Source organism: Ruegeria marina (assembly GCF_900101475.1).
Taxonomy (GTDB): Bacteria; Pseudomonadota; Alphaproteobacteria; order Rhodobacterales; family Rhodobacteraceae; genus Ruegeria_B; species Ruegeria_B marina.
In genome coordinates this window covers 22,767-47,136 of the sequence record NZ_FMZV01000018.1, presented here as the reverse complement: position 1 = coordinate 47,136, position 24,370 = coordinate 22,767, and the positions used below count along the sequence as shown (strand labels likewise).

22 protein-coding genes are annotated in these 24,370 nt (G+C 65.4%); 8 read left to right on the top strand and 14 right to left on the bottom strand.

The window, feature by feature from the left end; translation table 11 throughout:
- Window positions 1-76: 76 nt before the first annotated feature.
- Entirely contained in the window at window positions 77-520 is a 444-nt protein-coding gene (locus BLT75_RS20005) for a MaoC family dehydratase (RefSeq protein ID WP_093036212.1), read from the top strand.
- Window positions 521-523: 3 nt separating this feature from the next.
- Here the strand turns inward: BLT75_RS20005 and trpA are convergent, their stop codons facing one another.
- Together trpA and BLT75_RS19995 are read right to left on the bottom strand one after the other, a co-directional pair.
- Window positions 524-1,315, bottom strand: a complete 792-nt coding sequence (gene trpA, locus BLT75_RS20000; RefSeq protein ID WP_093036209.1) for a tryptophan synthase subunit alpha — start codon at window positions 1,313-1,315, stop codon at window positions 524-526.
- A gap of 78 nt (window positions 1,316-1,393) precedes the next feature.
- Window positions 1,394-1,882, bottom strand: coding sequence for an acyloxyacyl hydrolase (locus tag BLT75_RS19995; protein ID WP_093036206.1), 489 nt, complete (start codon window positions 1,880-1,882; stop codon window positions 1,394-1,396).
- 186 nt (window positions 1,883-2,068) lie between these two features.
- On the opposite strand from BLT75_RS19995, the gene ychF reads away from it, so the two are divergent.
- The 3 genes from ychF (at window position 2,069) to BLT75_RS19980 (ending at window position 5,572) form a co-directional block, all read left to right on the top strand.
- Window positions 2,069-3,166, top strand: a complete 1,098-nt coding sequence (gene ychF, locus BLT75_RS19990; protein ID WP_093036203.1) for a redox-regulated ATPase YchF — start codon at window positions 2,069-2,071, stop codon at window positions 3,164-3,166.
- A gap of 83 nt (window positions 3,167-3,249) precedes the next feature.
- Window positions 3,250-4,416 (top strand): amidohydrolase family protein, encoded by a 1,167-nt coding sequence (locus tag BLT75_RS19985; RefSeq protein ID WP_093036200.1) that lies wholly within the window; start codon window positions 3,250-3,252, stop codon window positions 4,414-4,416.
- A gap of 43 nt (window positions 4,417-4,459) precedes the next feature.
- Entirely contained in the window at window positions 4,460-5,572 is a 1,113-nt protein-coding gene (locus BLT75_RS19980) for a CaiB/BaiF CoA transferase family protein (RefSeq protein WP_093036197.1), read from the top strand.
- Here BLT75_RS19980 and BLT75_RS19975 read toward each other — a convergent pair.
- The 12 genes from BLT75_RS19975 to BLT75_RS19925 all read right to left on the bottom strand — a co-directional run bounded on the left by BLT75_RS19975 (window position 5,567) and on the right by BLT75_RS19925 (window position 17,961).
- On the bottom strand, window positions 5,567-6,004 hold the full coding sequence (locus BLT75_RS19975) for a MarR family winged helix-turn-helix transcriptional regulator (protein WP_093036194.1): 438 nt from the start codon (window positions 6,002-6,004) through the stop codon (window positions 5,567-5,569). The genes BLT75_RS19980 and BLT75_RS19975 overlap by 6 nt on opposite strands.
- 62 nt (window positions 6,005-6,066) lie before the next feature.
- Entirely contained in the window at window positions 6,067-6,768 is a 702-nt protein-coding gene (locus tag BLT75_RS19970; protein ID WP_093036190.1) for an ABC transporter ATP-binding protein, read from the bottom strand.
- Entirely contained in the window at window positions 6,761-7,534 is a 774-nt protein-coding gene (locus BLT75_RS19965) for an ABC transporter ATP-binding protein (RefSeq protein ID WP_093036187.1), read from the bottom strand. Before BLT75_RS19965 ends, BLT75_RS19970 begins: the two co-directional genes overlap by 8 nt.
- Window positions 7,531-9,375, bottom strand: a complete 1,845-nt coding sequence (locus BLT75_RS19960; RefSeq protein ID WP_093036184.1) for an ABC transporter permease — start codon at window positions 9,373-9,375, stop codon at window positions 7,531-7,533. The genes BLT75_RS19965 and BLT75_RS19960 overlap by 4 nt, the downstream gene beginning before the upstream one ends.
- Window positions 9,376-9,441: 66 nt before the next feature.
- On the bottom strand, window positions 9,442-10,656 hold the full coding sequence (locus tag BLT75_RS19955; RefSeq protein WP_093036181.1) for an ABC transporter substrate-binding protein: 1,215 nt from the start codon (window positions 10,654-10,656) through the stop codon (window positions 9,442-9,444).
- A gap of 86 nt (window positions 10,657-10,742) precedes the next feature.
- Complete coding sequence (locus BLT75_RS19950) at window positions 10,743-11,324, bottom strand: amino acid synthesis family protein (protein ID WP_093036178.1); 582 nt, start codon at window positions 11,322-11,324, stop codon at window positions 10,743-10,745.
- Window positions 11,321-11,902, bottom strand: a complete 582-nt coding sequence (locus BLT75_RS19945; protein ID WP_093036175.1) for an amino acid synthesis family protein — start codon at window positions 11,900-11,902, stop codon at window positions 11,321-11,323. The genes BLT75_RS19950 and BLT75_RS19945 overlap by 4 nt, the downstream gene beginning before the upstream one ends.
- Window positions 11,895-12,770 (bottom strand): UPF0280 family protein, encoded by an 876-nt coding sequence (locus BLT75_RS19940; protein WP_093036172.1) that lies wholly within the window; start codon window positions 12,768-12,770, stop codon window positions 11,895-11,897. Before BLT75_RS19940 ends, BLT75_RS19945 begins: the two co-directional genes overlap by 8 nt.
- Window positions 12,767-12,907 carry a hypothetical protein gene (locus tag BLT75_RS24165; RefSeq protein ID WP_218128981.1) on the bottom strand — a complete coding sequence of 47 codons (141 nt, stop codon included), beginning with the start codon at window positions 12,905-12,907 and terminating at the stop codon, window positions 12,767-12,769. The genes BLT75_RS19940 and BLT75_RS24165 overlap by 4 nt, the downstream gene beginning before the upstream one ends.
- Window positions 12,904-14,397: a 6-hydroxynicotinate reductase gene (locus tag BLT75_RS19935; protein ID WP_093036170.1), complete on the bottom strand. Its 1,494-nt coding sequence runs from the start codon at window positions 14,395-14,397 to the stop codon at window positions 12,904-12,906. Before BLT75_RS19935 ends, BLT75_RS24165 begins: the two co-directional genes overlap by 4 nt.
- Window positions 14,390-17,134, bottom strand: coding sequence for a molybdopterin-dependent oxidoreductase (locus BLT75_RS19930; RefSeq protein ID WP_093036167.1), 2,745 nt, complete (start codon window positions 17,132-17,134; stop codon window positions 14,390-14,392). The genes BLT75_RS19935 and BLT75_RS19930 overlap by 8 nt, the downstream gene beginning before the upstream one ends.
- Window positions 17,134-17,961 carry an FAD binding domain-containing protein gene (locus BLT75_RS19925; RefSeq protein WP_093036163.1) on the bottom strand — a complete coding sequence of 276 codons (828 nt, stop codon included), beginning with the start codon at window positions 17,959-17,961 and terminating at the stop codon, window positions 17,134-17,136. The genes BLT75_RS19930 and BLT75_RS19925 overlap by 1 nt, the downstream gene beginning before the upstream one ends.
- Before the next feature lie 164 nt (window positions 17,962-18,125).
- Between BLT75_RS19925 and BLT75_RS19920 the strand changes: the two genes are divergently transcribed.
- The 4 genes from BLT75_RS19920 to fdhF all read left to right on the top strand — a co-directional run bounded on the left by BLT75_RS19920 (window position 18,126) and on the right by fdhF (window position 24,116).
- Window positions 18,126-19,007 (top strand): LysR family transcriptional regulator, encoded by an 882-nt coding sequence (locus BLT75_RS19920; protein WP_093036161.1) that lies wholly within the window; start codon window positions 18,126-18,128, stop codon window positions 19,005-19,007.
- An 84-nt stretch (window positions 19,008-19,091) separates the two neighbouring features.
- Window positions 19,092-20,795: an NAD(P)H-dependent oxidoreductase subunit E gene (locus BLT75_RS19915; RefSeq protein ID WP_093036158.1), complete on the top strand. Its 1,704-nt coding sequence runs from the start codon at window positions 19,092-19,094 to the stop codon at window positions 20,793-20,795.
- A complete protein-coding gene (locus BLT75_RS19910; RefSeq protein WP_093036155.1) occupies window positions 20,795-21,325 on the top strand; it encodes a Spy/CpxP family protein refolding chaperone in 531 nt (176 codons plus the stop codon). Before BLT75_RS19915 ends, BLT75_RS19910 begins: the two co-directional genes overlap by 1 nt.
- A 13-nt stretch (window positions 21,326-21,338) precedes the next feature.
- Entirely contained in the window at window positions 21,339-24,116 is a 2,778-nt protein-coding gene (gene fdhF / locus BLT75_RS19905) for a formate dehydrogenase subunit alpha (protein WP_093036152.1), read from the top strand.
- Window positions 24,117-24,370: the final 254 nt, after the last annotated feature.

Below are 24,370 nucleotides of genomic sequence, written 5' to 3'. Positions count from 1 at the left end.
ACCAATCATTTCAGAGCTTGGCAATCCGCTCTGACCGCGACACTGTGCCCCCGAGTGCAAAGATTGGGCAAGTGGCATGACGAAGTATTGGGAGGATTTTCCCGTCGGTTTCCGATATGAATCCGAAGCTTGGGAGATGACCGGCGAAGATATCATGGATTTCGCGCGCAAGTGGGACCCGCAGCCGTTCCATATTGATCCCGAAGCCGCCAAGGATGGCCCGTTCGGTGGAATCATTGCCAGCGGCTGGCATACGCTCATCACAGCGTTCGAGCGCTGGTATGCGTCCGGCCTCTGGGCCGAGGCGTCCATGGGCTCTCCGGGCATGACCGATGTGAAATGGCTGGTGCCGGTGCGCCCCGGAGACCGCCTGCGGGTGGTGGCAACCGTCATCGACAGCACCGCGTCCCGGTCGCGACCTGACAGGGGCCGGATCACGGTGCTGAGCGAGATCTACAATCAGGATGACCAGAAAGTGGCCGAATACGCGGGCATCAACATTCTCAGACGCCGGCCCTGACGGTCAGGCGCTGTGCGCGCCGTCTGCCAGCGATTTGACAAAGGCCAGAACCTCGGCCGGCGGCTTGCCCGCGCCGATTTGGCTGACGATGGCCGATCCGACCACCGCGCCATCGGCGACACTGGCGATGGCGCGCGACTTCTCGGGCGAGTTGATGCCGAAGCCCACGATGACCGGCAGATCGGTCGCCGCCTTGATCCGGGCCACTTCCGGCCCGACATCGGTCGCCTGCGCCTCGGCCGCACCGGTGATCCCGGTGATCGAGACGTAATAGACAAAGCCCGAGGTGTTCTGGAGAACGCGCGGCAACCGCTTGTCGTCGGTGGTGGGGGTGGCCAAACGGATGAAGTTCAGCCCTGCGGCCTGCGCGGGCAGGCACAGTTCGGCATCTTCCTCGGGCGGCAGGTCCACCACGATAAGCCCGTCTATGCCGGCGGCCTTGGCATCGGCCAGGAAACGATCCACGCCCCGGTTGTAGATCGGGTTGTAATAGCCCATCAGCACGATCGGGGTGGTGTCGTCGGTCTTGCGGAACTCGGTCGCCAGGTCCAGCGTCCGCTGGAGGGTCATGCCGCCATCCAGCGCGCGCTGGCCTGCCAGCTGGATCGTCGGTCCGTCCGCCATCGGATCGGTAAAGGGCAGGCCGAGCTCGATGATATCCACGCCTGCGCCGGGCAGTCCCTTGACCACCTCCAACGAGGTTTCATAGTCGGGATCGCCCGCCATCACATAAGCGACAAAGGCTTTCTTGCCCTGGGCTTTCAACTCGGCGAATTTTGCGTCGATACGGGTCATCGGGCGTCCTTGCTGTCTGCTGTCCGCCCGATGTGCAGAATGTTCGGCGGAAAATCAATCCCACACCCGCCGGATGGATCAGAAAGATCGGTGAAACCGCAGCAGGACCGAGTTGACCCCCGGGTTGAACTCGGACACCGAAGCGTTCGACTTGTGCGTGGCGGCCAGCGACAGAGCATTGCCGTTCATGAACCGGTAGCCGACACCGAGCAGGCTGCGCACCTCGAAATGACTGCCCAGCGTGTTGCCGTCCTCGCCTTCGAAGTAGAAACCGGGCAGAACGCTGGCCTCTATGAACCAGTTGCGGTCAAAGGCATATTCGGCGGCAACACCGGCGCCCAGGTGGAAATCGCCATTGCCGTGCAGCGTGACCGCGCCGGCAAGTCGCGCGCTGAAGCGGCCCCGCTCCCATAACGGCCTGTGCTGGTATTCCAGGAACAGGACAGTCTGATCCTCGGAGCGTTCGTATTGGAAATCGGCATAGCCTGCGCCCAGGATCAGCGACTGCGCGTGGAGCGGGGCAGCACAACATATTGTTAGCGCGGCTACATGGATGAGACGTGTCATGACAGCCCTCCGTCGGGTGTGCGTTTCTGAACTCAGAAGGTGTACAGCTCGGTAACCCTCCAGGAGAGGAGTATTTCACTTTCCCTCGCCATTGCGTGACCGCGTCGGATCGCATCCCGACGCATGGCTTGCGTATTCGGCTGCTCCCGCCTAGAAGGCCCCGTCGGATGGCATCAGGAGACGGTCATGGGTTTCAAAATGGGTATCGTGGGTCTGCCGAATGTGGGCAAATCGACCCTTTTCAACGCGTTGACCCGCACCGCGGCGGCGCAGGCGGCCAACTTTCCCTTCTGTACCATCGAACCCAACGTGGGTGAGGTGGGTGTGCCAGATGCCCGGCTGGACAAGCTGGCCGCAATTGCCAAATCCAAACAGATTATACCGACCCGCATGACTTTTGTCGACATCGCAGGTCTGGTCAAGGGCGCCTCCAAGGGCGAAGGGCTGGGCAACCAGTTCCTGGCCAATATCCGCGAGGTCGACGCCATCGCCCATGTGCTGCGTTGTTTCGAGGACGGCGACGTGACCCATGTCGATGGCCGTGTCGATCCGGTGGCCGATGCCGAGACCATCGAGACCGAGCTGATGCTGGCCGATCTCGAAAGCATCGAGAAACGCCGTGCGAACCTGGTGCGCAAGCTGAAGGGCAACGACAAGGAGGCCCAGCAGCAGGACCGTCTGCTGGCCATCGCGCAGGCGGTGCTGGAGGACGGCAAGCCCGCTCGCGTGGTCGAGGTGACGGAGGAAGACGCCAAGGCGTGGAAGATGCTGCAACTGCTGACCACCAAGCCGGTGCTCTATGTGTGCAACGTGGCCGAAGAGGACGCGGCCGAGGGCAATGAACATTCCGACCGGGTGGCGGAAATGGCTGCGGCGCAGGGCAATGCCCATGTCATCATCTCGGCCCGGATCGAGGAAGAGATCAGCCAGCTGGAAGCCGAGGAAGCAGAGATGTTCCTGTCGGAAATGGGGCTGGAGGAGGCCGGGCTCGACCGGTTGATCCGCGCAGGCTATCAACTCCTGAAGCTGGAGACCTATTTCACCGTTGGCCCGAAAGAGGCGCGCGCCTGGACCATCCGCCGGGGCACCGCCGCGCCGCAGGCGGCCGGGGTCATCCACGGGGACTTTGAAAAGGGGTTCATCCGCGCCGAGACCATCGCCTATGACGACTACATCGCCTGCAACGGCGAGCAAGGCGCCAAGGAAGCGGGCAAGATGCGCTCCGAAGGCAAGAGCTACATCGTCAAGGATGGCGATGTGATGCATTTCCTGTTCAACACCTGATCCGCGAACCTGCCACCCGGCGCTTGACCGAATCCGCGAGTATGTTAGCGTGCTAACGAGTTTCTCGTTTCGCGGAGGGCGTCATGTCGGGCAAGCTTGTTATCCGGAACATCGGCCTGTTGCTGTCGGGCAAGATGGAAGAGCCGATCTATGACGGCGACTGCGTCGTCGCCATTGACGGGCGGATTTCCGACTGGGGGTACGAGGGTGATCTTGATACCGAAGATGCCGACACGCTGATTGACGCCAATGGTGTGACCCTGGCGCCTGGCCTGATCGACAGCCATGTGCACCCGGTCGTGGGCGACTATACTCCGCGCCAGCAACAGCTTCACTGGATCGACAGCACCCTGCATGGCGGCGTGACCACGCTGATTTCAGCGGGCGAGGTGCATATGCCGGGCCGTCCCAAGGATATCGTCGGCCTCAAGGCGATGGCGATCGCATCGCAGCGCTGGTACGAGAATTTCCGCCCTTCCGGCGTCAAGGTTATGGCCGGCGCGCCGGTGATCGAGCACGGCATGGTCGAGCAGGATTTCAAGGAACTGGCCGATGCCGGGGTGAAACTGCTGGGCGAGGTTGGTCTGGGCACCGTCAAGGACGGAAAGACGGCAAAGCAGATGGTCGATTGGGCGCGCAAATACGGTATCCAGTCCACCATTCATACCGGCGGTCCCTCAATCCCCGGGTCGGGCCTCATTGATGCCGACATGGTGCTGGAAACCGGCACAGACGTGATCGGCCATATCAATGGCGGCCATTCGGCGTTGCCGGACGACCAGATCATGTGCCTGTGCGAAAGCTGCACCGCGGGGCTCGAGATCGTGCATAACGGCAACGAGCGCGCGGCGCTCTTGACGCTGAACACTGCGCGCGAGTTGAAGCAGATGGACAGGATCATCCTCGGCACCGACGGGCCTGCGGGGTCCGGTGTGCAGCCGCTGGGCATCCTGCGGATGGTGGCGATGCTCTCGGCGCTGGGCAATGTTCCGGCCGAGATCGCCTTCTGCTTTGCCAATGGCAACACGGCGCGGCAGCGCGAACTGGACGCCGGCCTGCTGGAACGGGGCTATGCCGCCGATTTCGTCCTTATGGACCAGGCGCAGCACGCGCCGGGCAAGACCATCCTGGAATCCGTGCAGCTGGGCAACCTGCCCGGCGTCGGCATGACCATCATCGACGGTGTCGTGCGCAGCGAACGCAGCCGCAACACCCCGCCCGCAACCCGCTTGCCCCGGATCGTCAGCTAGGGCAGAACCTGCCCCAAGGTAACAGGGCAGGAAGGGCAGGCAGATGAGTGCACCGTTGCAAGGGCTGAAAGTGGTCGAACTGGCCCGCATTCTGGCGGGGCCGTGGATCGGCCAGACCCTGGCCGATCTTGGCGCCGAGGTGCTCAAGATCGAAAGCCCCGAGGGCGACGACACCCGCAAGTGGGGCCCGCCCTTCATCGAGCGCGAGGGCGACCGGTCGGCCGCCTATTTCCACGGTGCGAACCGGGGCAAGACCTCGATCGCGCTGGATTTCGGCGATGCGGACGACCGCGCCAGGCTGCTCGACCTGATCCGCGAGGCGGATGTGCTGATCGAGAATTTCAAGGTCGGCGGGCTGAAGAAATTCGGCCTCGACTATGACAGCGTGAAAGAGGTCAACCCGCGCCTTGTCTACTGTTCGGTCACCGGGTTCGGCCAGGATGGTCCCTATGCCCACCGCGCAGGCTACGACTTCCTGATCCAGGGCATGAGCGGCATCATGGACCTGACCGGCGATCCGGCGGGTGAGCCGCAGAAGATCGGCGTCGCTTTTGCCGATATCTTCACCGGGCTTTATGGCGTCATCGGTATCCAGGCGGCGCTGGCGGAACGGCAGCGTTCGGGGATGGGCCAGCATGTGGACCTCAGCCTGCTCGACTGCATGACCGGGGTTCTGGCCAACCAGGCGATGAATTATCTCGCCTCGGGAAAATGTCCGACCCGGCTGGGCAATGCGCACCCCAATATCGTCCCCTACCAGGTGTTCCCGGTGGCCGATGGCCATATCATCATCGCCTGCGGCAATGACCGGCAATATGCCACGCTGTGTACCATACTCGGGCTGCCCGAGTTGATTGCCGACCCGCGGTTCGTCACCAATCCCGACCGGGTCGCCAATCGCGCCGAGATGACCGACCTGCTGACCGCCGCCTGTCTGAAATGGACCAAGGCCGATCTGCTGGCCGCTCTGGAACGGGGCGGCGTGCCGGGGGGGCCGATCAATTCGGTGGCCGAGGCGCTGGCCGACCCGCAGATCGCCCATCGCGGCATGCAGATCGCGCCCGAAGGCGTTCCGGGCCTGCGCACGCCGATCCGGTTCTCCCGTTCGGAACTGGTGCTCGACAAGGCTTCGCCGAAAAAGCCCGCCAGGTCATGAGATCTTTTGCAGTAAACGGATCAGGCTGCGCTGTTCAGCCGGGCTGAGCGGGGCCAGCGTCTCCTCGGTGATCCGGGCGCCAGCCTCCTTCATGCGCGCGACCAGCGCTTCGCCCTCGGGCGACAGGGAAATCAGCGTCCGCCGCTTGTCGTCGGGGTCGGGCTCGGTCAGAGTCAGCCCCTTTTGCCGCAGCCGGTCCACCACACCCTTGATGGTGGCGACATCCATCGCCGCCAGCCGTCCCAGCCGGTTCTGCGAACATTTCCCGTGTTCAGACAGGCGTATCATTGCGGCGAATTGGGTGGCTGTCAGCCCTTCCATCGTGTGGGTCTGGAAAATGGCCGCGTGACGCTGGCTGGCCAGACGCAGGATGTAACCCACCTGATTGTCGAGCCGGTAGGGATCCGTTCTGTCGTCTGCCGTTTCGTCCATCTGTCCTTCTCCCCGGATCAGGATCGTGTCCGGTTCCCAGGTGCCTTCTGGGGCACCACCGTTCAGACCGCGAGATACTTGGTCGAAATGTCGGGGTTCGCGTCAAGTTCGGCAAAACCCCCTTCGTAGCGCATCGTTCCCTTTTCGATGATATAGGCGCGGTCCGAGACCTCGCGCGCGAAGTGCAGGTTCTGCTCCGAGATCAGCACGGACAGGCCCTCGCGTTTCAGTTCCGAGATCACATTGGCCATCTGCTCCACGATCACCGGCGCGATCCCTTCGCTGGGTTCATCGAGAAGCACCAGCGATGGATTGCCCATCAGCGTCCGTGCGATGGTCAGCATCTGCTGCTCCCCGCCCGACAATTGCTTACCTAGGTTGCGCCGCCGTTCGGCGAGGTTCGGGAACAGCTGGAACAGGTGATCTGTCTTCCAGTGCGGCGCGCCCTCGCGGGCCGGGCGGCGGCCAACTTCGAGGTTTTCGTCCACCGTCAGTTCCCCAAAGATGCGCCGGTCTTCCGGCACATAACCGATGCCCGCGCGGCAGATGACATGCGACGCCCGTCCCCGGATTTCCCACCCGTCATGCCGGATGCTGCCGCCGGTCTGGCGCACCAGCCCCATCACCGATTTCATCGTTGTTGATTTGCCCGCACCGTTACGGCCCAGAAGCGCCACCACCTCGTTGCGGCCCAGCGTCAGCGACACACCATTCAGGATCTGCGCCCGCCCGTAGCGGGCGGTCAGCCCGTCGATCTCAAGCATGCTGGCCCTCCTTCTCGAATAGACGGCCGCCGCCCAGGTAGACCTCTTGCACCAGCGGGTTGGCGCGGATCTCGCTGCCGCTGCCTTCGGCGATCAATTGGCCACGGTTGAGCACAAGAATCCGGTGCGCGTGGGCGAATACCACGTCCATGTCATGTTCTGTGAACACGACCGAGACATGCCCGCGCGCCACGATATCGGCCGTCAGCGCCATCAGGGCCACGCGCTCGGACGGGGCCATGCCGGCAGTGGGTTCGTCCATCAGCAGGAGGGCCGGGTCATGGGCCAGTGCAATCGCCAGTTCCAGCCGCTTCAGATCGCCATAGGCCAGTTCCGAACAGGGCCGGCCTGCCTGTTCGCGCATCGACACCAGGTCGAGCAGTGCCATCGCCTCGTCCAGGTACATCCGCGTCGCGCGCGAAAACAGGTCGTAGATGCGGCGGTGATGCGAGATCAGCGCCATCTGCACGTTTTCCAGCACCGTCATCGACAGGAATGTCGCGGTGATCTGGAACGTCCGACCGACCCCCAGCCGCCAGATGCGGCGTGGAGGCGTGCCTATCAACTCGCGCCCGTTCAGCTTGACCGAGCCCGCGTTGGGCGCGAGATACCCGTTCAGCATGTTGAAACAGGTGGTCTTGCCGGCGCCGTTGGGGCCGATCAGGGCCAGGAATTCGCCGGCGTGCAGGTCGAAGCTCACGTCCTGTACCGCCTTGATGCCGCCAAAGCTCTTGCTCAGGCCGCGTACTTGCAGGACCGGGGTCATGCCGCATCCCTCCGCACCAGTTGCCCCAGTCGCCGCACGCCGCCCGCGATTCCGTCCGGGGCCAGCAGCACCACGGTCAGGATGATGCCGCCGAAGATGAAGCGCCAGTAATCAAGACGGCTGACCCAATCCTCGATCAGCACCATCGCCATGGCGCCATAGACCGGACCACCCAGCGCGTGGATGCCGCCGAGCAGAACCATGATCAACCCGTCGATACTGTGCCCGATACTGAGCGCGTCGGGAAAGACGGAGCCTTTGGAGAACACGAATACCGCACCTGCCATGCCCGCCAGCGTGCCAGCCAGCGTGAAGCCCATCCATTGGTGAAACCGCGTGTCCACCCCGATCGCCTCGGCCCGGATGCGGCTGTCGCGGATGCCGCGCAGCGTGTAGCCGAAGGGCGAATGCGCAACCCGCCTCAGTACCCAGATACCGCCCAGGCAAAGGATGAACGCAACGTAGAAGAAGACCCGGTCGGACGCCGCCCATTTCGCTGGCCAGACGCCCAGAATCCCGTCATCGCCGCCGGTGACATCCTGCCACTGGAAGGTGACACCCCACAGGATCTGCGCCGCCGCCATGGTAAGCATCGCCAGGTAGACGCCCGACAGGCGCACGCAGAACCAGCCGAAGAAAATCGCCGCCAGCGCTGCCGCGATCGGACCCAGCGCCATGGCAGGCAGCATGCCCCAGCCCAGCAGCTTGACCGCCATCGCCGCCGCATAGGCACCGACCCCGAAATAGGCCGCGTGGCCGAAGCTGACCATGCCACCGATCCCCATCATGAAATGCAGCGACACCGCAAAAAGCGTGGCGACCATCACATCGACCAGCAGGATTGTGGTGAAGTCCGAAACCACTGCCGGGCTGAAGCCAAGCACCGCCACCAGCGCCAGCAGCACCATGGTCGATTTCTGGTCCAGCAGCCGCAGCGGCTGTTCCGGCTCTTCCGCGCCGCCATGTTCGCTGCCGGGCCGGCCGAACAGGCCATAGGGGCGCACGATCAACACCACCGCCATGACGACAAAGGGCAACACGATCGAGATCTGCGGAAAGATCAGGATGGCAAAGGCATTCAGGACCGAAATCAGAACTGCGGCGACAAAGGCCCCCGTCACGCTGCCCATGCCGCCGATCACCACCACCACAAAGGCTTCACCGATGATGGACAGATCCATCTGCAGCGACACTGCTTCGCGCGGGATTTGCAGCGCGCCGCCCAGCCCGGCCAGGGCCGAGCCCAGCACGAAGGCGGCCGAAAACAGCCAGGCCTGGTTGACGCCCAGGGCGCCCACCATCTCGCGGTCCTGGGTGGCAGCACGCACCAGAATTCCCCAGCGGGTGCGGTGGAACAGCAACCAGATCGCGGCCAGCACGGCGGGGCCGATGGCGATCAGCGCAAGATCGTATTCCGGGATCGGCTCGCCCATCAGGCGCACGGCGCGGTCGAGGCCGGGCGCGCGCGGGCCCAGCAGATCCTCGGCACCCCAGATCGCCAGCGTTGCGTCTTGTACAATCAGCACTACGCCGAATGTGGCGACCAGCTGGAACAGTTCCGGCGCCCGGTAGATGCGGCGCAGGATCGTCAGTTCGACCAGCAGGCCGATGCCGCCGACGATCAAGGCAGCGACCAGCACGCTGAACCAGTAGCCCAGGATGCCGCCGTTCAATGTGGTGACCAGCGTATAGGCCAGATAGGCCCCCAGCATGTAGAACGAACCATGAGCGAAGTTCACGATCCGGGTCACCCCGAAGATGATCGACAGCCCCGAGGCGATCAGAAACAGCGAGGACGCGTTTGCCAGTCCCGTCAGCAATTGTGCGAGATAAAAGCCCATTCGGCCGGTCTTTCCTTGGTCTGGTCGGGTTCCCGAGGAGCACGTGGCCCCTCGGGCAGTCTTGGCTTACTCGGCCGGGCGCAGCTTGGCGGCCTCTTCTTCGGACGGCAGGTAGGCCGCGCCGTCGGCATAGAACCAGTCCACCATCTTGGGCTGGCCATCGACCAGAGCTGTCTTGCCCACATAGGCACCCATGGTCGACTGGTGGTCGGCGGCGCGGAACATGAACGGACCGGTCGGGCTGGAGGTCACTTCAAGCCCTTCCATCGCGGCCAGCATGGCCTCGGTCTCGGTCGATCCAGCCTTGGTGATGGCTGCCGCGATCGACAGGACCGAGTTGTAGCCCACGATCGAGCCGGTCTTGGGCGCCTCGCCGAACTTGGCGATATACGCCTCGGCGAATGCCTTGTGTTCGGGCGTGTCGATGTCGGTCGACGGATAGCCGGTCACGATCCAGCCATTCGGGGTTTCGCCCTGAAGCGGCTCCAGATATTCCGGCTCGCCGGTCAGCAGCGACACGACCGGGCGGTCGTCGAAGAGATAGCGCAACGAGCCTTCGCGCACGAACTTGGCCAGGTCGCCGCCGAAAGTCACATTGTAGATCGCGTCTGGCTTGGCGGCTTCGAGCGCGCGCACGGTGGGGCCGGCGTCGATCTTGAACACCGGCGGCCACTGCTCCTCGACGAACTCCACGTCGGGGCGCAGGCGCGATAGCTCCTCCTTGAACGCCTTTACCGCGTCCTGCCCATAGGCATAGTTGGGCGCGACCGTGGCCCATTTCACCGCGTCGAGCTTGGCCGCCTGTTCGGCCAGCATGGCGGCCTGCATATGGGTCGAGGGGCGCAGGCGGTAGGTGTACCTGTTGCCCTTGGACCAGACCAGCGCATCCGACAGCGGTTCCGAGGCCAGGAAAAACACCTGTTTCTGGTTGGCGAAATCCGCGACGGCAAGGCCGATGTTGGACAGGAAGGTGCCGAAGATCATGACCGCGCCTTCCTTGGCGATCAGTTCCTCGGCGATGCGGATGGCGGTGGCCGGGTCGCCTGTGTCGTCGCGCGCGATAACCTCCAGTTGTTTGCCCAGCACGCCACCGTTGGCGTTGATCTGCTCCACGGCCAGTTCCCAACCCTTGCGATAGGGCTCGGTAAAGGCGGGCAGGCGGGTATAGCTGTTCACCTCGCCCAGCACGATTGTGTCTGCGGCGCGGGCCAGTTGCGGCGACAGTGCCGCCAGCGGCAATGCGGCCAGAGCGCCCAGAACGGTACGTCTGATCAGTGTCATTTCAGTCCTCCTGTTGATCCGATAGATGCGGCCGGTTGCTCCGACTTCTGCAGGTTTGATCGGGAAAGTAAATTGGTGTCAGTATGTTAGCGCAATCCGTCCTTGCCTTCTGCCTCGGCATGGGTCAGCCCGCCGACGCGCGGCAGGGGGCGGCCGCTGTCGGTGACGGCCACCGCGACCATGATTTCATTGGCGCGCGGCGCATCGTTCAGCCGCACCTCGATCCCGTCGAAATGGCTGCGGACATAGGCCGCGTCCTTGTGGCCCAGCGGCACGTCGAGCACCTGTCCGGGGCTGCCCATCTTCTTGGACGAGGGCACCAGCGCCGCGCCTTTTTCCACCGCCTTGCGCAGGGGGGCGCCCAGCTTGGGATGCAGGATGGCGGCGGCGTGTTCCAGCTCTCCGTTCTCGCCCACCATTGCGGATTTACCATAGCTTTCAGCCTGTTCCGGGCGGATGCCCAGCGCCTGCACGCAGCGCTCGCCCAAAAGCGCGCCCAGTTCGGCGCCGGTGTCCATCAGCGGGGTCAGGTCATCGACATAACGCCCGGCAAACGGGTTCTCGATCACCGCCACGGCCACCGCCTTGCGGGTGGGCGGGTCGATCTCGCGACCCGCTTCGATTCGGGTTTCTTCAATGATTACAGCGATCTTGCGGATCTTGGTCATCTCAGTCCGTCCTCTCCCTTGATCTGCCAGGCCTCCAGCCCGCCCGAGCGGGAATGTACGCGCGGGCCGGTGGTCATGACCAGCATCAGTGCCATCTCGTCGGCGCGGGGCGCGTCGTTGCAGCCGACCTCCATACTGTCGAAATGACTGCGCACGTACGCCGCGTTGATATGGGTGATCGGCACGTCGAGCCGTGAGCCTAAGCCACTGACTTTCTTGGCGGAAGGGACGATGGCGTTGGCCTTGCCCAGCAGTTGCCGCATGGCGTAGCCGCCCGGCGCGTGCCAGAGCGCGCCGTGTTCCAGCTCGCCCGCCTCGCCGATCAGCGCGCCCTTGCCGTAGCCCTGGATGTTGTCGGGGCCGCCCAGCATATCCAGAAGCTGTTGCGCCATGCTCAGGCCCAGTGGCTTGAGGTCTTCCATGAAGGGTTGAATATCAACGACATAGCGCCCGGCAAACGGGTTCTTTATGATCGTCATGACCGAGGCCCGGCGCAGCGGTGTCTCGGCCACCGGCCCGCCTTCGTGATAGATTTCCTCCAGCGCAGACACGGTCTTGCGCACGATGACGTCAGGCATGTTCAAGGGTCTCCCAGCGGGTCGGGGTTATCGTCTGATACGCGCCCACGGTGGCGGCGTGACCGCGCAAGTACAAGTGGGCGGCACGGAGTCTGTCCGTTTTGTACAGGGTTTCAGCCAGCGATTGACCGTTTTGTACGGCGGTTTCGGCCTCTATTCCGGTGAGCGGGCCGCAATGCGTGACCACCAGCCTGTCGCCCAGATCGCTGTCGTCCTTCACCGTGTGGGCGGGGGCGCGGCGGATCGCGGGGTGGTCGGGCAGGTCGGTCGCGTTGGCGATGAGCGTGGCCGCCGCATCAGCGACGGCGCCGCTGCGCGCCAGCACCGTGACGCTCTCGGCGATGCCGAGGCTTTGGCTGCGCCCGCCGAGGCCCGAGGTGGCGATGCCGCCGATCCCGTCGCCTGCGCCGACCGAGATCCGGCCCAGGTCGCGCCCGTCGGGCGTGGCCATGGCGAGGGTGAAGCAGGCGTCACCTGTCAGGTGCAGGGCGATGTCGCCGCCGTTGTTCACATAGGCGCGGTCGAGCGGTGTGGCGAGAAGCATCGCGGCCAGCACCTCGTCGGCCACGGCGCCTGCGACGGCGGCCATGCGGGTGAGCCGCAGGGCCGTAAATGGGCGGCAGGCGGCATCCATGCGCCGGGCCACCGGGCCGAGGGGCAGGGGTTCGTCGGGCGCAAGTTCCGTTTTCAGGAGCGGCAGTTCATCGACCAGTTCGCCGAGCACCGTCTGGAACCGCGCGGTCGCGGCGGAGAATGCCGCCTCGCGCGCGCCCGGTCCGCCCTCGGCCCCGATGATCAGGTCGATAGGCCCGTGCTGCAAATGCAGCCGTTTGCCATCGGGCAGAAGGGCGGCGACGGCTGTGGTCATCCGGCATCCCCCCGCGACCAGCGATAGTTCTCGCGCGCGCCCGGTCCGCCCTCGGCCCCGATGATCAGGTCGATAGGCCCGTGCTGCAAATGCAGCCGTTTGCCATCGGGCAGAAGGGCGGCGACGGCTGTGGTCATCCGGCATCCCCCCGCGACCAGCGATAGTTCTCGCGTGCGTTGGGGTCGGGCTGTTTCTCGCGCTTGGCCAGCTTGCGGTCGCGTTCCGAGACCACCTGCGCCACCGGTTTGATTTCGCTGACATGGCCGCCGAGCGTGCCGTAGTCGCTGACCCGCATGGTGAATTCGATCGGCGCGACCAGCGCGGGCGTGGGCACATAGCCGAAGGAGTTCGAGGGCATCTCGGTCACGTCCACCATCACGGTGATGCCGCCGCCGGGCCAGACATAGGCCGCCGCCCCGCCGCAGGAGACGTGGGTGAGCGAGGATTTCACCGATTTGGTCAGCCGCACCGGGTTCTCTGTCACGCCCGCGCGCAAGGAGCCGCCCGCGCCGCCCATGAACAGGACCGAACAGACCGAGGGTTCGCAGTTTTCCGCGATGAGTTCCGCCGAGGCGCGCAGTTTCTCGGGAATCGGCACCGGCTGCGGCACCAGATCGGCGTCCAGCTCGTAATAGGCGAATTGCTCACCGGTGGTGGAGACCATCATCAGCCGCAGGCCGGGCCAGGCCACATCGGGCTTGAACCTGTCAAGAATGATCAGCGGATCCTCGACATTCGTGCCACCCCAGCCGGTGCCGGGATCGGCCACCTGGAAATAGCGCCCGGGGGTCGAGCGGCGGCCCTTGATGCGGATGCCGGTGGGCGGCACGTCGAGCATCTTGCCCGCCTGATGCTCGCTGAGCACGCCGGTGATGTGGTCGTCGACCACCACCACGTCATCGGCATGGCCGAGCCATTGCTTGGCGAACATGCCGATGGCGGCAGAACCGCAGCCGACGCGCATCAGCTTTTCCTCGACCCCGTTGATGATGGGGGCGCGGCCCGCCTGCACGATCAGCGTGGTTTCATGGCCCGGCTCGCCGATCACCATCTCGACCGGCTCGCAATTGCACAGGCGCAGGAGCGCGTCACAGGTGACGCGGCCCTCTTTCTTGGACCCGCCGGTGAGATGTTCGACGCCGCCCAGCGACAGCATCTTGGAGCCGTATTCGCTGGTCATCACATGGCCGATGGGTTCGCCATCGACCCGCACCACGTCGCGTTCGTGGCCGATATGGCGGTCGGTGTCGATCTTCACCTTGACGCCGCAGTAAGAGAAGATGCCCTCGGTCACGACAGTGACCATGTCGACGCCTTCGACCTCCTGGCTGACGATGAAGGGGGCGGGCTTGTAGTCGGGATAGGTGGTGCCGGCGCCCACGGCAGTGACAAAGGCGCGGTTCTGCTGGACGATGTTGCCATCCCAGTCATCGCCTGTCTGCGCGTCCTTGAGGAAAGGCACGACGCGGGTGCTGCCGCTTTCGATCACGGTGAGCGCGTCGAGGCGGACCAGGTCGCCGCCGTGGTTGGCATAGCGGTCGCAGGCGCCGGATTTGCCGTCGGCGATGTAGCAGAGCACCGGGCAGGCGTCGCAGCGGATCTTTTCGGGGCGGATACGGTCAGTCATGTCCGGCTTCCTTCAGCGCGGCGCGCAGGCGGGCGGGGGTGACGGGGGTCTGGCGGATGGCAACGCCGGTGGCGTGGCGGATCGCGTTCAGCAGCGCGGGGGCGGTGGGGATGAGGGCGTGTTCGCCCAGCCCCTTGGCGCCAAAGGGTCCGTGTTCGTCGGCGTCCTCGATGATCAGGGTCTGGATCGGGGGGATGTCGCCTATGGTGGGGATCAGATAGTCGTGCAGGTTGTCTGTGCGGCCGGGGATGTATTCCTCCATCAGCGCCATGCCGAGACCCTGGGCAATGCCGCCCTCGACCTGGCCTTCGACCAGGGCGGGATTGACCGCGTGGCCCACGTCATGGGCCGCGGTGAAGCGGAGCGGGCGGAGGGTGCCCAGCCGTGTGTCGATCTCGACCACCGCCAGATGGGCGGCATAGCCGAACTGGGCGTAAGGCACGCCCTGGCCGTTCTTGTCGAGCGGCTTGGTGGGCGGGTCATAGGTCTCGGAGGCGCCAAGGACATAGCCGTCGCTGTCTGGGGGAAGTTCGGTGAGGTCGATCACGTGGTCACGGCCATTGTCGCTGACGTGGATCCGGCCCTGGTCGAGCGTCAATGTGGCCTCGGGCCCGGCATTGACGCGGGTCAGGATCGCGGTGCGCAGCGCCGCCCCCGCCAGCCTTGCGGCATTGCCGGTGACAAAGGTCTGGCGCGAGGCCGAGGTCTTGCCCGCGTCGGGGGTCAGGTCGGTATCGGGGCCGATCAGCTCGATCCGGCGGGTGGGAATGCCAAGGGCGGTGGCGAAGAGCTGGGTGATGACGGTATTGGCGCCCTGACCGATGTCCATGGCGCCTTGGTGCAGCACGACCGTGCCATCCGCGCGGATGCCGCATTTGATGGTCGAAGGGTTGGGCAGCGAGGTATTGCCGCAGCCATACCAGCCCGCCGCAATGCCGACGCCGCGTTTCAGGGTCTTGTTCTCGGCATTGAACGCCTCGGCCGCCGCGCGCTCGCGGGTCCAGTCGGGTTTCAGCGCCTCAAGACAGGCGCGGATGCCGACGCCCTGGGTAAAGACCTGACCGCAGACGGTGGGCTGGCCGGTATTCAGCGCGTTGATCAGGCGGAACTCCAGCGGGTCGATACCCAGTTTCTCGGCCAACTCGTCGAACAGCGTTTCCTGCGCGATGGCGGCCTGCGGCACGCCAAAGCCACGAAACGCGCCGGACGGCGGGCAATGGGTGTGGATGCCCTGCGCCTCGGCCCGGTAATCGCGGATGAAATAGGGGCCGGAGCCATGCACCGGCACCCGGTTGGCCACGGTCGGGCCCCAGCTGGCATAGGCGCCGGTGTTGAACCGGCCTTGAAGGCTGAACCCCTTGAGTCGCCCGTCGGACGTGGCGCCGATGCGCAGATGCAGTTCCGAGGGGTGGCGCTTGGTGCTCATCTGCATCGACTGCACGCGGCTATAGGCCAGCCGCACCGGCTGACCCGTCTTCAGCGCGGCTATCGCCAGATAGGGCTGCACCGACATGTCGAGCTTCGAGCCGAAACCGCCGCCGACGCCGGTGGGGATGATGCGGATGCGATCAGGGCCGAGGCCCAGCACCATCTGTAACCCGTCCCGATCCAGCACCGGGGCCTGGGTGCAGGCGTGTACCACGACCTTGTCGCCGTCGGGATAGGCATAGCCGGCCTCGGGCTCGATATAGGCATGTTCGACAAAGGGGGTGGCATAGCGCCCTTCGACCACCACGTCGGAGGCAGAGAGCGCCGTCTCGGCATCGCCACAGGCGACAAAACCGGTGACCATGACATTGCCCGCCCGGTCCGGGTGCAACAGGGGCGCGCCGGGGGCGGTGGCCTCGGTGACGTTTTCCACCGCGTCAAGCTGGGTCCAGGTGACCGGGAAGAGGGTGAGGTCGAGCGTTGCGGCCAGATCGGGCGGGGCGACGATGGCGGCGACGGGCTCGCCGCGAAACCGGGTTTCGGCCTCGGCAAACACGGGCTGATCCTCGAACCCCGGCATCACGCCGAATCGGTTGCGGCCCGGCACGTCGGCGGCGGTCAGCACCGCCACCACGCCGGGGTTGGCGCGGTGCCAGCTGTCGATATCGCCCAGCGTGACGGCCGCGCGGGGGTACGGCGCGCCGACCAGCATGATTTCCAGCGTGCCCATGGGGGCAACATCGTCGCCATAAGCCTCGGTTCCCGCCACCTTGCCCGCGCCGTCGAGCCGGGGAATGGCAGCGCCGGAATGGCCGTCACCCTGAACGGGGGCGGGCAGAGGTGCGCCTGCCTGCATCACCGCCTCGATGATCTTGCGATAGCCGGTGCAGCGGCAGAGCACGCCGCCAAGCGCATCCAGCACCTGCGCCTCGGTCGGCGCCGGGGTTTCGCGCAATAGCGCGGTGGCGGCGACCATCATGCCGGGCGTGCAGATGCCGCATTGCGCCGCGCCATGGGCGAGGAAACTGCCGCCAAGGCGCTCTGCCACCGGATCGGAGGCGAGCCCCTTGAGCGTGTCCACCCGGCGGCCCGCCACCTGATGCGCGGGCGTCAGGCAGGCGCAGACCGGTGCGCCGTCGACCAGAACGATGCAGGCGCCGCAATCGCCCGCGTCGCAGCCCACCTTGACCTCACGCGCGCCGCAGCGCTCGCGCAGCATCCGCGACAGGCGCTCGCCGGGTTGCGGAGTGGCGTGGGCGGGCGCGCCGTTCAGGGTGAAATCTGTTGTTGTGGACAAGGGCCGGTCCATCAATGTCCTCCTGCGGCGCGGATGGCGCGGGCGATCTGTTCGGCCACCGCATCCAGCCGGTATCCGGCGCTGCCGCGCACGTCGTCGATGGGCGAAAGCGGGGTGAGATGCGCGGGGGTGACGCGAATATCCCCGGGCCGCTGGCCGATCAAGTCATTTTCCAGCCCGGTCAGCCGTTGCGCCACCGGCGAGCAGGAGCCGACCGCGACGCGCGCATGGTCGATATGGCCGCTGGCGTCGCGCCCGATGACGACCGCGACCATGGCGATGGAGATCACCAGGTAGCGGCGCGATCCGAGCTTGTCGAAGGCACCGGTTGCATGGGCAGGGGGATCGGGCAGCAGGATGGCGGTGACCATCTCGGCCGGTTGCAGCGCGGTGCGGCGGACGCCGGTCAGGAATTCGGATAGTGGCAGGGTCCGCCGGCCCTTGATCGAGGCCAGTTCCACCTGCGCATCGAGTGTCAGCAGCGGCGGCACGCCATCGGCAGCGGGTGAGGCATTGCAGAGGTTGCCCGCGATGGTGCCCGCGTTCTGGATCTGGATGCTGCCCACCTCGCGCGCGGCGGCTTGCAGCCCGGCAAAGGCGGCTGGCAGGTCGGCGCGGGCGATCCGGGTCCAGGTGGTGGCGGCGCCGATGCGCCAGCCGCCGGGTCCGCGGGTGATGCCATGCAGGGCGCCGATGCGGGTGATGTCGAGCAGGTCGCGTTTCAGCGGCGCGGCCCCGCGCGCGGGATAGACATCGGTGCCCCCCGCCACGATGGTCACATTGCCGGCCGTCAGATGGCCAAGGGCATCATCCAGTGTCTCGGGCGCGTGATAATGCATCCTTGGATCGGTCCCGTACGTGCGTTGCTATACTTGTTAGTGTGCTAACGATAGGTCCGAGCTTCGATTCGTGTCAATCCCTCGCGGCGGCCTGTGCGGAAGGAGGGTTCCGTCCGCGCGCGCCTGCGCTATTGTCGGGCAAACATGTAACCGGAGCAGAGCATTTGATCGAACTGCGCGACCTGCAACTGCTCAGCGCCCTGGCGCGGCATCGCCACTTTGCCAAGGCGGCCGAGGATTGCGGCATCTCGCAACCGGCCTTTTCCATGCGCATCCGCAACCTGGAGGATCGGTTGGGCGTGACCATCGTGCGCCGCGCCAACCGGTTTCAGGGTCTGACGGAGGAGGGCGAGATGATCGTGCGCCGCGCCCGCCGTATCCTGGGCGATGCGCGGGCGCTGGAACAGGAGGTGGCGGCGATCCGGGGCGAGATCTCGGGTGCGCTGGTTCTGGGGGTGATTCCGACTGCGCTGGCCTTTACCGGACGGCTGGTGCGGAGGCTGCACCAGGCGCATCCGCGCATCGTCACGCGGATCGATTCGATGTCCTCGACCGCGATTCAGCAGGGGTTGGACGACGGCACCATCGACGCGGGCATCACCTATGGCGACAGTATCGGCACCGATCTGCGGCATGTGCAGCCGCTGTACGAGGAGACATATGTGCTGCTGGTGCCCGGGCACATGACCGATGCGACCGGGCCGATTCCCTGGGCGCGGGTGGCCGAATTTCCGCTGTGCCTGCTGGAGCCGCAGATGCAGAACCGGCGCATCCTGGATCGGATATTTTCCGAACAGGGCTTGCATCCGCGCATCGTGGCCGAAACCAGCGGGTTCACCGCCGCGATGGTGATGGCGCGCGAGGGGCTGGCGGCGGCGGTGGTGCCGCGCGTTCTGATGCGGGCGCTGGGCGATCTCGATGGCTGCCGGGTGCTGCCGCTGGTCGAGCCGGTGGTGTCGAAACCGATCTGCATGGCGACCTTGCAGCGCGATCCGGAATTGCCGACGGTGGCGGCGCTGAGGGCTGTGGTGACCTCTTTGAGATGATAAGGTGTCGTTATCGTGCAATTCAGAATGACGATTTGACGATATGTCGGGCTGATGACACACGGGCTCTGATCGGAGGGCATCATGGCACCATTGGACAGCAAGCCGTCGGGCGACGAACGGGGCGTCTGGAAATCAGGCAAGGGCAAGGGGCGGCGTACGCCCAAGGGCCGCATCTATTCGGACGAGGCGCTGGCAGACGTGCAGCGCCTGCTGGGCGACCGGCCGCGTCGGCGCGACCTGCTGATCGAGTTTCTGCATCTGATCCAGGATGCCCATGGCCACCTGTCCGCCGACCATCTGGCGGCGCTGGCCTGGGAGATGAAGGTGGGTCAGGCCGAGGTCTACGAGACCGCGACCTTCTACGCGCATTTCGACGTGGTGAAGGAAGGCCAGACACCGCCGCCCGCGCTGACCATCCGGGTCTGCGATTCGCTCAGCTGCGAAATGGCGGGTGCCGCGCAGTTGCAAAAGGCGCTGGAGGATGGGTTGGACCCGGCGCAGGTGCGGGTGCTGCGGGCGCCCTGCATGGGCCGTTGCGATACCGCGCCGGTGCTGGAGATCGGCCATAACCATATCGACCAGGCCACGCCGGAAAAGGTGCAGGCGGCGATTGCGGCGGGCGACACCCATGCGCATCTGCCCGACTATCAGGCGTTCGATGCCTATGTGGCCGAGGGCGGGTACGAGAGCCTGAAGGCGATGCGCGACAATGGCGACTGGCAGGCGGTGCAGGAAAACGTGCTGTCCGCGGGGCTGCGCGGCCTGGGCGGCGCGGGCTTCCCTTCGGGCCGCAAATGGGGGTTCGTGCGGGCCAATGCGGGGCCGCGTTACCTGGCGGTGAACGGCGACGAGGGCGAACCCGGCACCTTCAAGGACCGGTACTATCTGGAGCGCACGCCGCATCTCTTCCTCGAAGGCATGCTGATCGCCGCTTGGGCGGTCGAGGCCGAGACCTGTTTCATCTACATGCGCGACGAATATCCGGCGGTGCTGGAGATCCTGCGGCGCGAGATTGTGGCGCTGGAGGGCGCGGGGCTGGTGGCGCCGGGGTATATCGACCTGCGCCGGGGCGCGGGCGCCTATATCTGCGGCGAAGAAAGTGCTATGATCGAGTCAATCGAGGGCAAGCGCGGCCTGCCGCGCCACCGGCCGCCCTTCGTGGCGCAGGTGGGTATCTTTGACCGGCCGACGCTGGTGCACAATGTCGAGACGCTCTACTGGGTCGCGCGGATCTGTCGCGAGGGGCCGCAGATCCTGAACTCGGTTGAAAAGAACGGTCGCAAGGGGCTGCGCAGCTATTCGGTGTCGGGGCGCGTGGCGAAGCCCGGCGTCTATCTGCTGCCGGCGGGATCGACCATTCTGGACGTTATTGATGCGGCGGGGGGCATGGCCGAGGGTCACAGCTTCAAGGCGTATCAGCCGGGCGGGCCGTCGTCGGGTCTTCTCCCCTCCCATATCGACGACGTCCCGCTCGATTTCGACACGCTGCAACCGCTGGGCAGTTTCATCGGCTCGGCGGCCGTGGTGGTCCTGTCGGACAAGGACACCGCGCGCGACGCGGCGCTGAACATGCTGCGGTTCTTCGAGGACGAGAGTTGCGGCCAGTGTACGCCCTGCCGGGCGGGCTGTGAGAAGGCGGTGCAGCTGATGCAGGCCGAGCGCTGGGATACCGACCTGCTCGAGGATCTGTGCCAGGTGATGGTCGATGCCTCGATCTGCGGGCTGGGGCAGGCGGCACCGAACCCGATCCGGCTGGTGATGAAACATTTTGCGGACGAGATCTGATGCGGGCGGGCGTTCTTCTGTTCCTGGTTCTGGCCGCCGGCCCCGTGTCGGCGCAGACCGTGCCCTATGCCGGTCAGCAGGAGCGGGAAGTGACGTCCTTTTCCGCCGAGGATCTCACTCAGCTGCGCGCAGGCGCCGGCTGGGGCTTGGCAAAGCCGGCCGAGCTGAATGGCTGGCCCGGCCCGCGACATGTGCTGGACCTGGCCGACGAGTTGAATCTGAGCGACGAACAGTTGGAAGAGGTGCAGGCGATCTATGACGCCATGCGCGCGCAGGCGGTCGAACAGGGTCAGGCCCTGATCGCGGCCGAGACCGCTCTGGACACGAGTTTTGCCAGCGGCAAGATCGACGAAGACAGGCTTGTCGAGCTGCTGGGCGCAGCCGAACGGGCCCGTGCCGAACTGCGGCACACGCATCTTTCCGCCCATCTTGCTCTGGGGCCGGTTCTGACCCGGCACCAGGTGATGACGTACAACAGCCTGCGGGGGTATGGTGAAAGCCACGGCCATGCAGGTCATAGCGGCCATTGACAGGAGTTCACCCATGCCCGACGGCAACGCAATCCAGCAGGTGACATTCAATCTGAACGGCAAGGACGTGACCGTCCCCGAGGGTCTGACCATCTGGGAGGCCGCGCATGGCCGGGGACTGGTCATTCCGCATCTGTGCCATAAACCCAGCCCCGGATACCGCCCGGACGGAAATTGCCGGGCCTGCATGGTCGAGGTCGAGGGCGAGCGTACGCTTGTCGCTTCGTGCATCCGGCCGGTGGCCGAGGGCATGGTGGTGAAAACCGACAGCGCCCGCGCCGAGAAGGCGCGCAAGATGGTGGTCGAGCTGCTGGTCGCCGACCAGCCCGAGGTGGCTCATGACGTGTCCAGCCATTTCTGGGACATGGCGGCGGCCAATGGCGTCAGCGAAAGCCGGTTCCCGGCGCGCGACGCGGCGCATGTGCCGCTGTTGGATGACAGCCATGTGGCGATGCGCGTCAACCTTGATGCCTGCATCAACTGCAATCTCTGCGTCCGCGCCTGCCGCGAGGTACAGGTCAACGACGTGATCGGCATGGCCTATCGCGGTCATCTGGCCAAGGTGTCCTTCGACCAGGACGACCCGATGGGTGCCTCGACCTGCGTGGCCTGCGGCGAATGCGTGCAGGCCTGCCCCACCGGCGCGCTGATGCCGGCCACGGTACTCGACAGCTACCAGCATGGCGACAGCAAGGATTACGACCGCGAAGTCGAATCCGTCTGCCCGTTCTGTGGCGTGGGCTGCCAGCTGAGCTTCAAGATCAAGGACAACAAGATCAAGTATGTGACCGGCGTTGACGGCCCGGCCAACGAGAACCGGCTGTGCGTCAAGGGGCGGTTCGGCTTCGACTATGTCGAGCATCCGCACCGGCTGACCAAACCGCTGATCCGGCTGGAGGGCGCGCCCAAGGGGCTGAACGTCGATCCGGCCAACCCGCTCACGCATTTCCGCGAGGCCAGCTGGGACGAGGCGCTGGATGCCGCCGCCAAGGGGCTGGCCGACCTGCGCGCCCGGAAGGGCACCTATGTGGCGGGTTTCGGCAGCGCCAAATGCTCGAACGAAGAGGCCTATCTGTTCCAGAAGCTGATCCGCCAGGGGTTCGGTCACAACAACGTCGACCATTGCACCCGGCTTTGCCATGCCTCCTCGGTCTCGGCACTGCTGGAGAATGTGGGCTCGGGCGCGGTGACCGCGACCTTCAACGAGATCGAGAATGCCGACGTGGCGCTGGTGATCGGCTGCAACCCGATCGAGAACCACCCCGTCGCCGCCACCTATTTCAAGCAGTTCGCCAAGCGCGGCGGCAAGCTGATCGTCTGCGATCCGCGCGGCGTGGGCATGGGCAAGTTCGCCGCCCACCGGCTGCAGTTCAAGCCCGGCGCGGATGTGTCGATGCTGAACGCGATGATGAGCGTCATCGTCGAGGAAGGGCTGTATGACCAAGCCTATATCGACCAGTTCACCGAGAACTGGGAGGAGATGAAGGCGCATCTGGCCGACTATACGCCGGAGAAGATGGAAGCCGTCTGCGGCATCCCGGCAGAGGAGCTGCGCGCCGCCGCCCGCACCTTTGCCACGGGCAAGGCGGGGATGATCTTCTGGGGCATGGGCGTCAGCCAGCATATCCACGGCACCGACAACTCGCGCTGCCTGATCTCTCTGGCGCTGATGACCGGCAATGTGGGCAAGCCCGGCGCCGGGCTGCACCCCTTGCGGGGGCAGAACAACGTGCAGGGCGCGTCCGACGCGGGTCTCATTCCGATGTTCCTGCCCGATTACCAGTCGGTGACCGATGACGGCGTGCGCTCGGCCTTTACCAGCGTCTGGAACTCCGGAGACTTCTCGAACCAGAAGGGCCTGACCGTGGTCGAGATCATGCATGCGATCCATGACGGCGACATCAAGGGCATGTATATCCTGGGCGAGAACCCGGCGATGTCGGACCCGGATGTGGACCACGCCCGCGCGGCGCTCGCGATGCTCGATCACCTGGTGGTGCAGGATATCTTCCTGACCGAGACGGCGAACTATGCCGACGTGATCCTGCCCGCCAGCGCCTGGGCGGAAAAGACCGGCACCGTGACTAATACCAACCGGCAGGTGCAGATGGGCCGGCCCGCCGTGCCGCCGCCGGGCGAGGCGCGCGAGGACTGGTGGATCGAGGTGGAACTGGCGAAACGCCTGGGCCTCGACTGGAATTACAGCCATCCCAGCGAGATCTTCGCCGAAATGAAGCGCAACATGAAGTCGCTCGACAACATCACCTGGGCGCGGCTCGAGGGCGAGGCGGTCACCTATCCCTCGCTCAGCCCTGAGGATCCGGGCCAGGCCATCGTCTTCGGTGACGGCTTCCCGCGTGCGAACAAGCGGGCCCGCTTCACCCCGGCAAAGATCGTCGCGCCCGACGAGCGGCCCGATGCGGACTATCCCTTCGTGCTGATCACCGGGCGTCAGTTGGAACACTGGCATACCGGGTCGATGACGCGGCGCGCCAGCGTGCTCGACGCGGTCGAGCCCGAGGCCAACTGCTCGATGCACCCGCGCACCCTGCGCGCCATGGGGATCGAGCCGGGCGACATGATCCGGCTGACCACGCGGCGCGGATCGGTGCAGGTGATGGTCCGTGCCGACCGGGCGGTGGCCGAGGACAACGTGTTCCTGCCCTTCGCCTATGTCGAGGCGGCGGCCAATATCCTGACCAACGCGGCGCTTGATCCCTTCGGCAAGATCCCCGAGTTCAAATATTCGGCGGTACGCGTCGAAAAATCCGGGGCGCTGGCCGCAGAGTAGAGCGTTTGCGAGGCTTCGCACGGGACGAGGGGGGCAGCGCCCCCCTCTGCGATTGGCCGGTTTTGGCGGAAAGTCCTGGTCTGTGCCGGAACCGCGCAGAGGACTGTCATGTGCCGCCGTTTCGTCAGCCTGTCCTTGCCACTGGATGCCGGCAACGTCTCGGACCCGCCGATCATGCTGCCGAGATCGAGTAGGGCTGGCGGTCGAAAGGTTTCACGTTTCGCCCCAATAACGGCACCCATCCGGATGCGCCC

Excerpts from the sequence above, each read along its gene's own strand:
- BLT75_RS20005 (WP_093036212.1), top strand. The coding sequence starts at position 77 with ATGACGAAGTATTGGGAGGATTTTCCCGTCGGTTTCCGATATGAATCC.
- trpA (WP_093036209.1), bottom strand. The coding sequence starts at position 1,315 with ATGACCCGTATCGACGCAAAATTCGCCGAGTTGAAAGCCCAGGGCAAG.
- BLT75_RS19995 (WP_093036206.1), bottom strand. The coding sequence starts at position 1,882 with ATGACACGTCTCATCCATGTAGCCGCGCTAACAATATGTTGTGCTGCC.
- ychF (WP_093036203.1), top strand. The coding sequence starts at position 2,069 with ATGGGTTTCAAAATGGGTATCGTGGGTCTGCCGAATGTGGGCAAATCG.
- BLT75_RS19985 (WP_093036200.1), top strand. The coding sequence starts at position 3,250 with ATGTCGGGCAAGCTTGTTATCCGGAACATCGGCCTGTTGCTGTCGGGC.
- BLT75_RS19980 (WP_093036197.1), top strand. The coding sequence starts at position 4,460 with ATGAGTGCACCGTTGCAAGGGCTGAAAGTGGTCGAACTGGCCCGCATT.
- BLT75_RS19975 (WP_093036194.1), bottom strand. The coding sequence starts at position 6,004 with ATGGACGAAACGGCAGACGACAGAACGGATCCCTACCGGCTCGACAAT.
- BLT75_RS19970 (WP_093036190.1), bottom strand. The coding sequence starts at position 6,768 with ATGCTTGAGATCGACGGGCTGACCGCCCGCTACGGGCGGGCGCAGATC.
- BLT75_RS19965 (WP_093036187.1), bottom strand. The coding sequence starts at position 7,534 with ATGACCCCGGTCCTGCAAGTACGCGGCCTGAGCAAGAGCTTTGGCGGC.
- BLT75_RS19960 (WP_093036184.1), bottom strand. The coding sequence starts at position 9,375 with ATGGGCTTTTATCTCGCACAATTGCTGACGGGACTGGCAAACGCGTCC.
- BLT75_RS19955 (WP_093036181.1), bottom strand. The coding sequence starts at position 10,656 with ATGACACTGATCAGACGTACCGTTCTGGGCGCTCTGGCCGCATTGCCG.
- BLT75_RS19950 (WP_093036178.1), bottom strand. The coding sequence starts at position 11,324 with ATGACCAAGATCCGCAAGATCGCTGTAATCATTGAAGAAACCCGAATC.
- BLT75_RS19945 (WP_093036175.1), bottom strand. The coding sequence starts at position 11,902 with ATGCCTGACGTCATCGTGCGCAAGACCGTGTCTGCGCTGGAGGAAATC.
- BLT75_RS19940 (WP_093036172.1), bottom strand. The coding sequence starts at position 12,770 with ATGACCACAGCCGTCGCCGCCCTTCTGCCCGATGGCAAACGGCTGCAT.
- BLT75_RS24165 (WP_218128981.1), bottom strand. The coding sequence starts at position 12,907 with ATGACCACAGCCGTCGCCGCCCTTCTGCCCGATGGCAAACGGCTGCAT.
- BLT75_RS19935 (WP_093036170.1), bottom strand. The coding sequence starts at position 14,397 with ATGACTGACCGTATCCGCCCCGAAAAGATCCGCTGCGACGCCTGCCCG.
- BLT75_RS19930 (WP_093036167.1), bottom strand. The coding sequence starts at position 17,134 with ATGGACCGGCCCTTGTCCACAACAACAGATTTCACCCTGAACGGCGCG.
- BLT75_RS19925 (WP_093036163.1), bottom strand. The coding sequence starts at position 17,961 with ATGCATTATCACGCGCCCGAGACACTGGATGATGCCCTTGGCCATCTG.
- BLT75_RS19915 (WP_093036158.1), top strand. The coding sequence starts at position 19,092 with ATGGCACCATTGGACAGCAAGCCGTCGGGCGACGAACGGGGCGTCTGG.
- BLT75_RS19910 (WP_093036155.1), top strand. The coding sequence starts at position 20,795 with ATGCGGGCGGGCGTTCTTCTGTTCCTGGTTCTGGCCGCCGGCCCCGTG.
- fdhF (WP_093036152.1), top strand. The coding sequence starts at position 21,339 with ATGCCCGACGGCAACGCAATCCAGCAGGTGACATTCAATCTGAACGGC.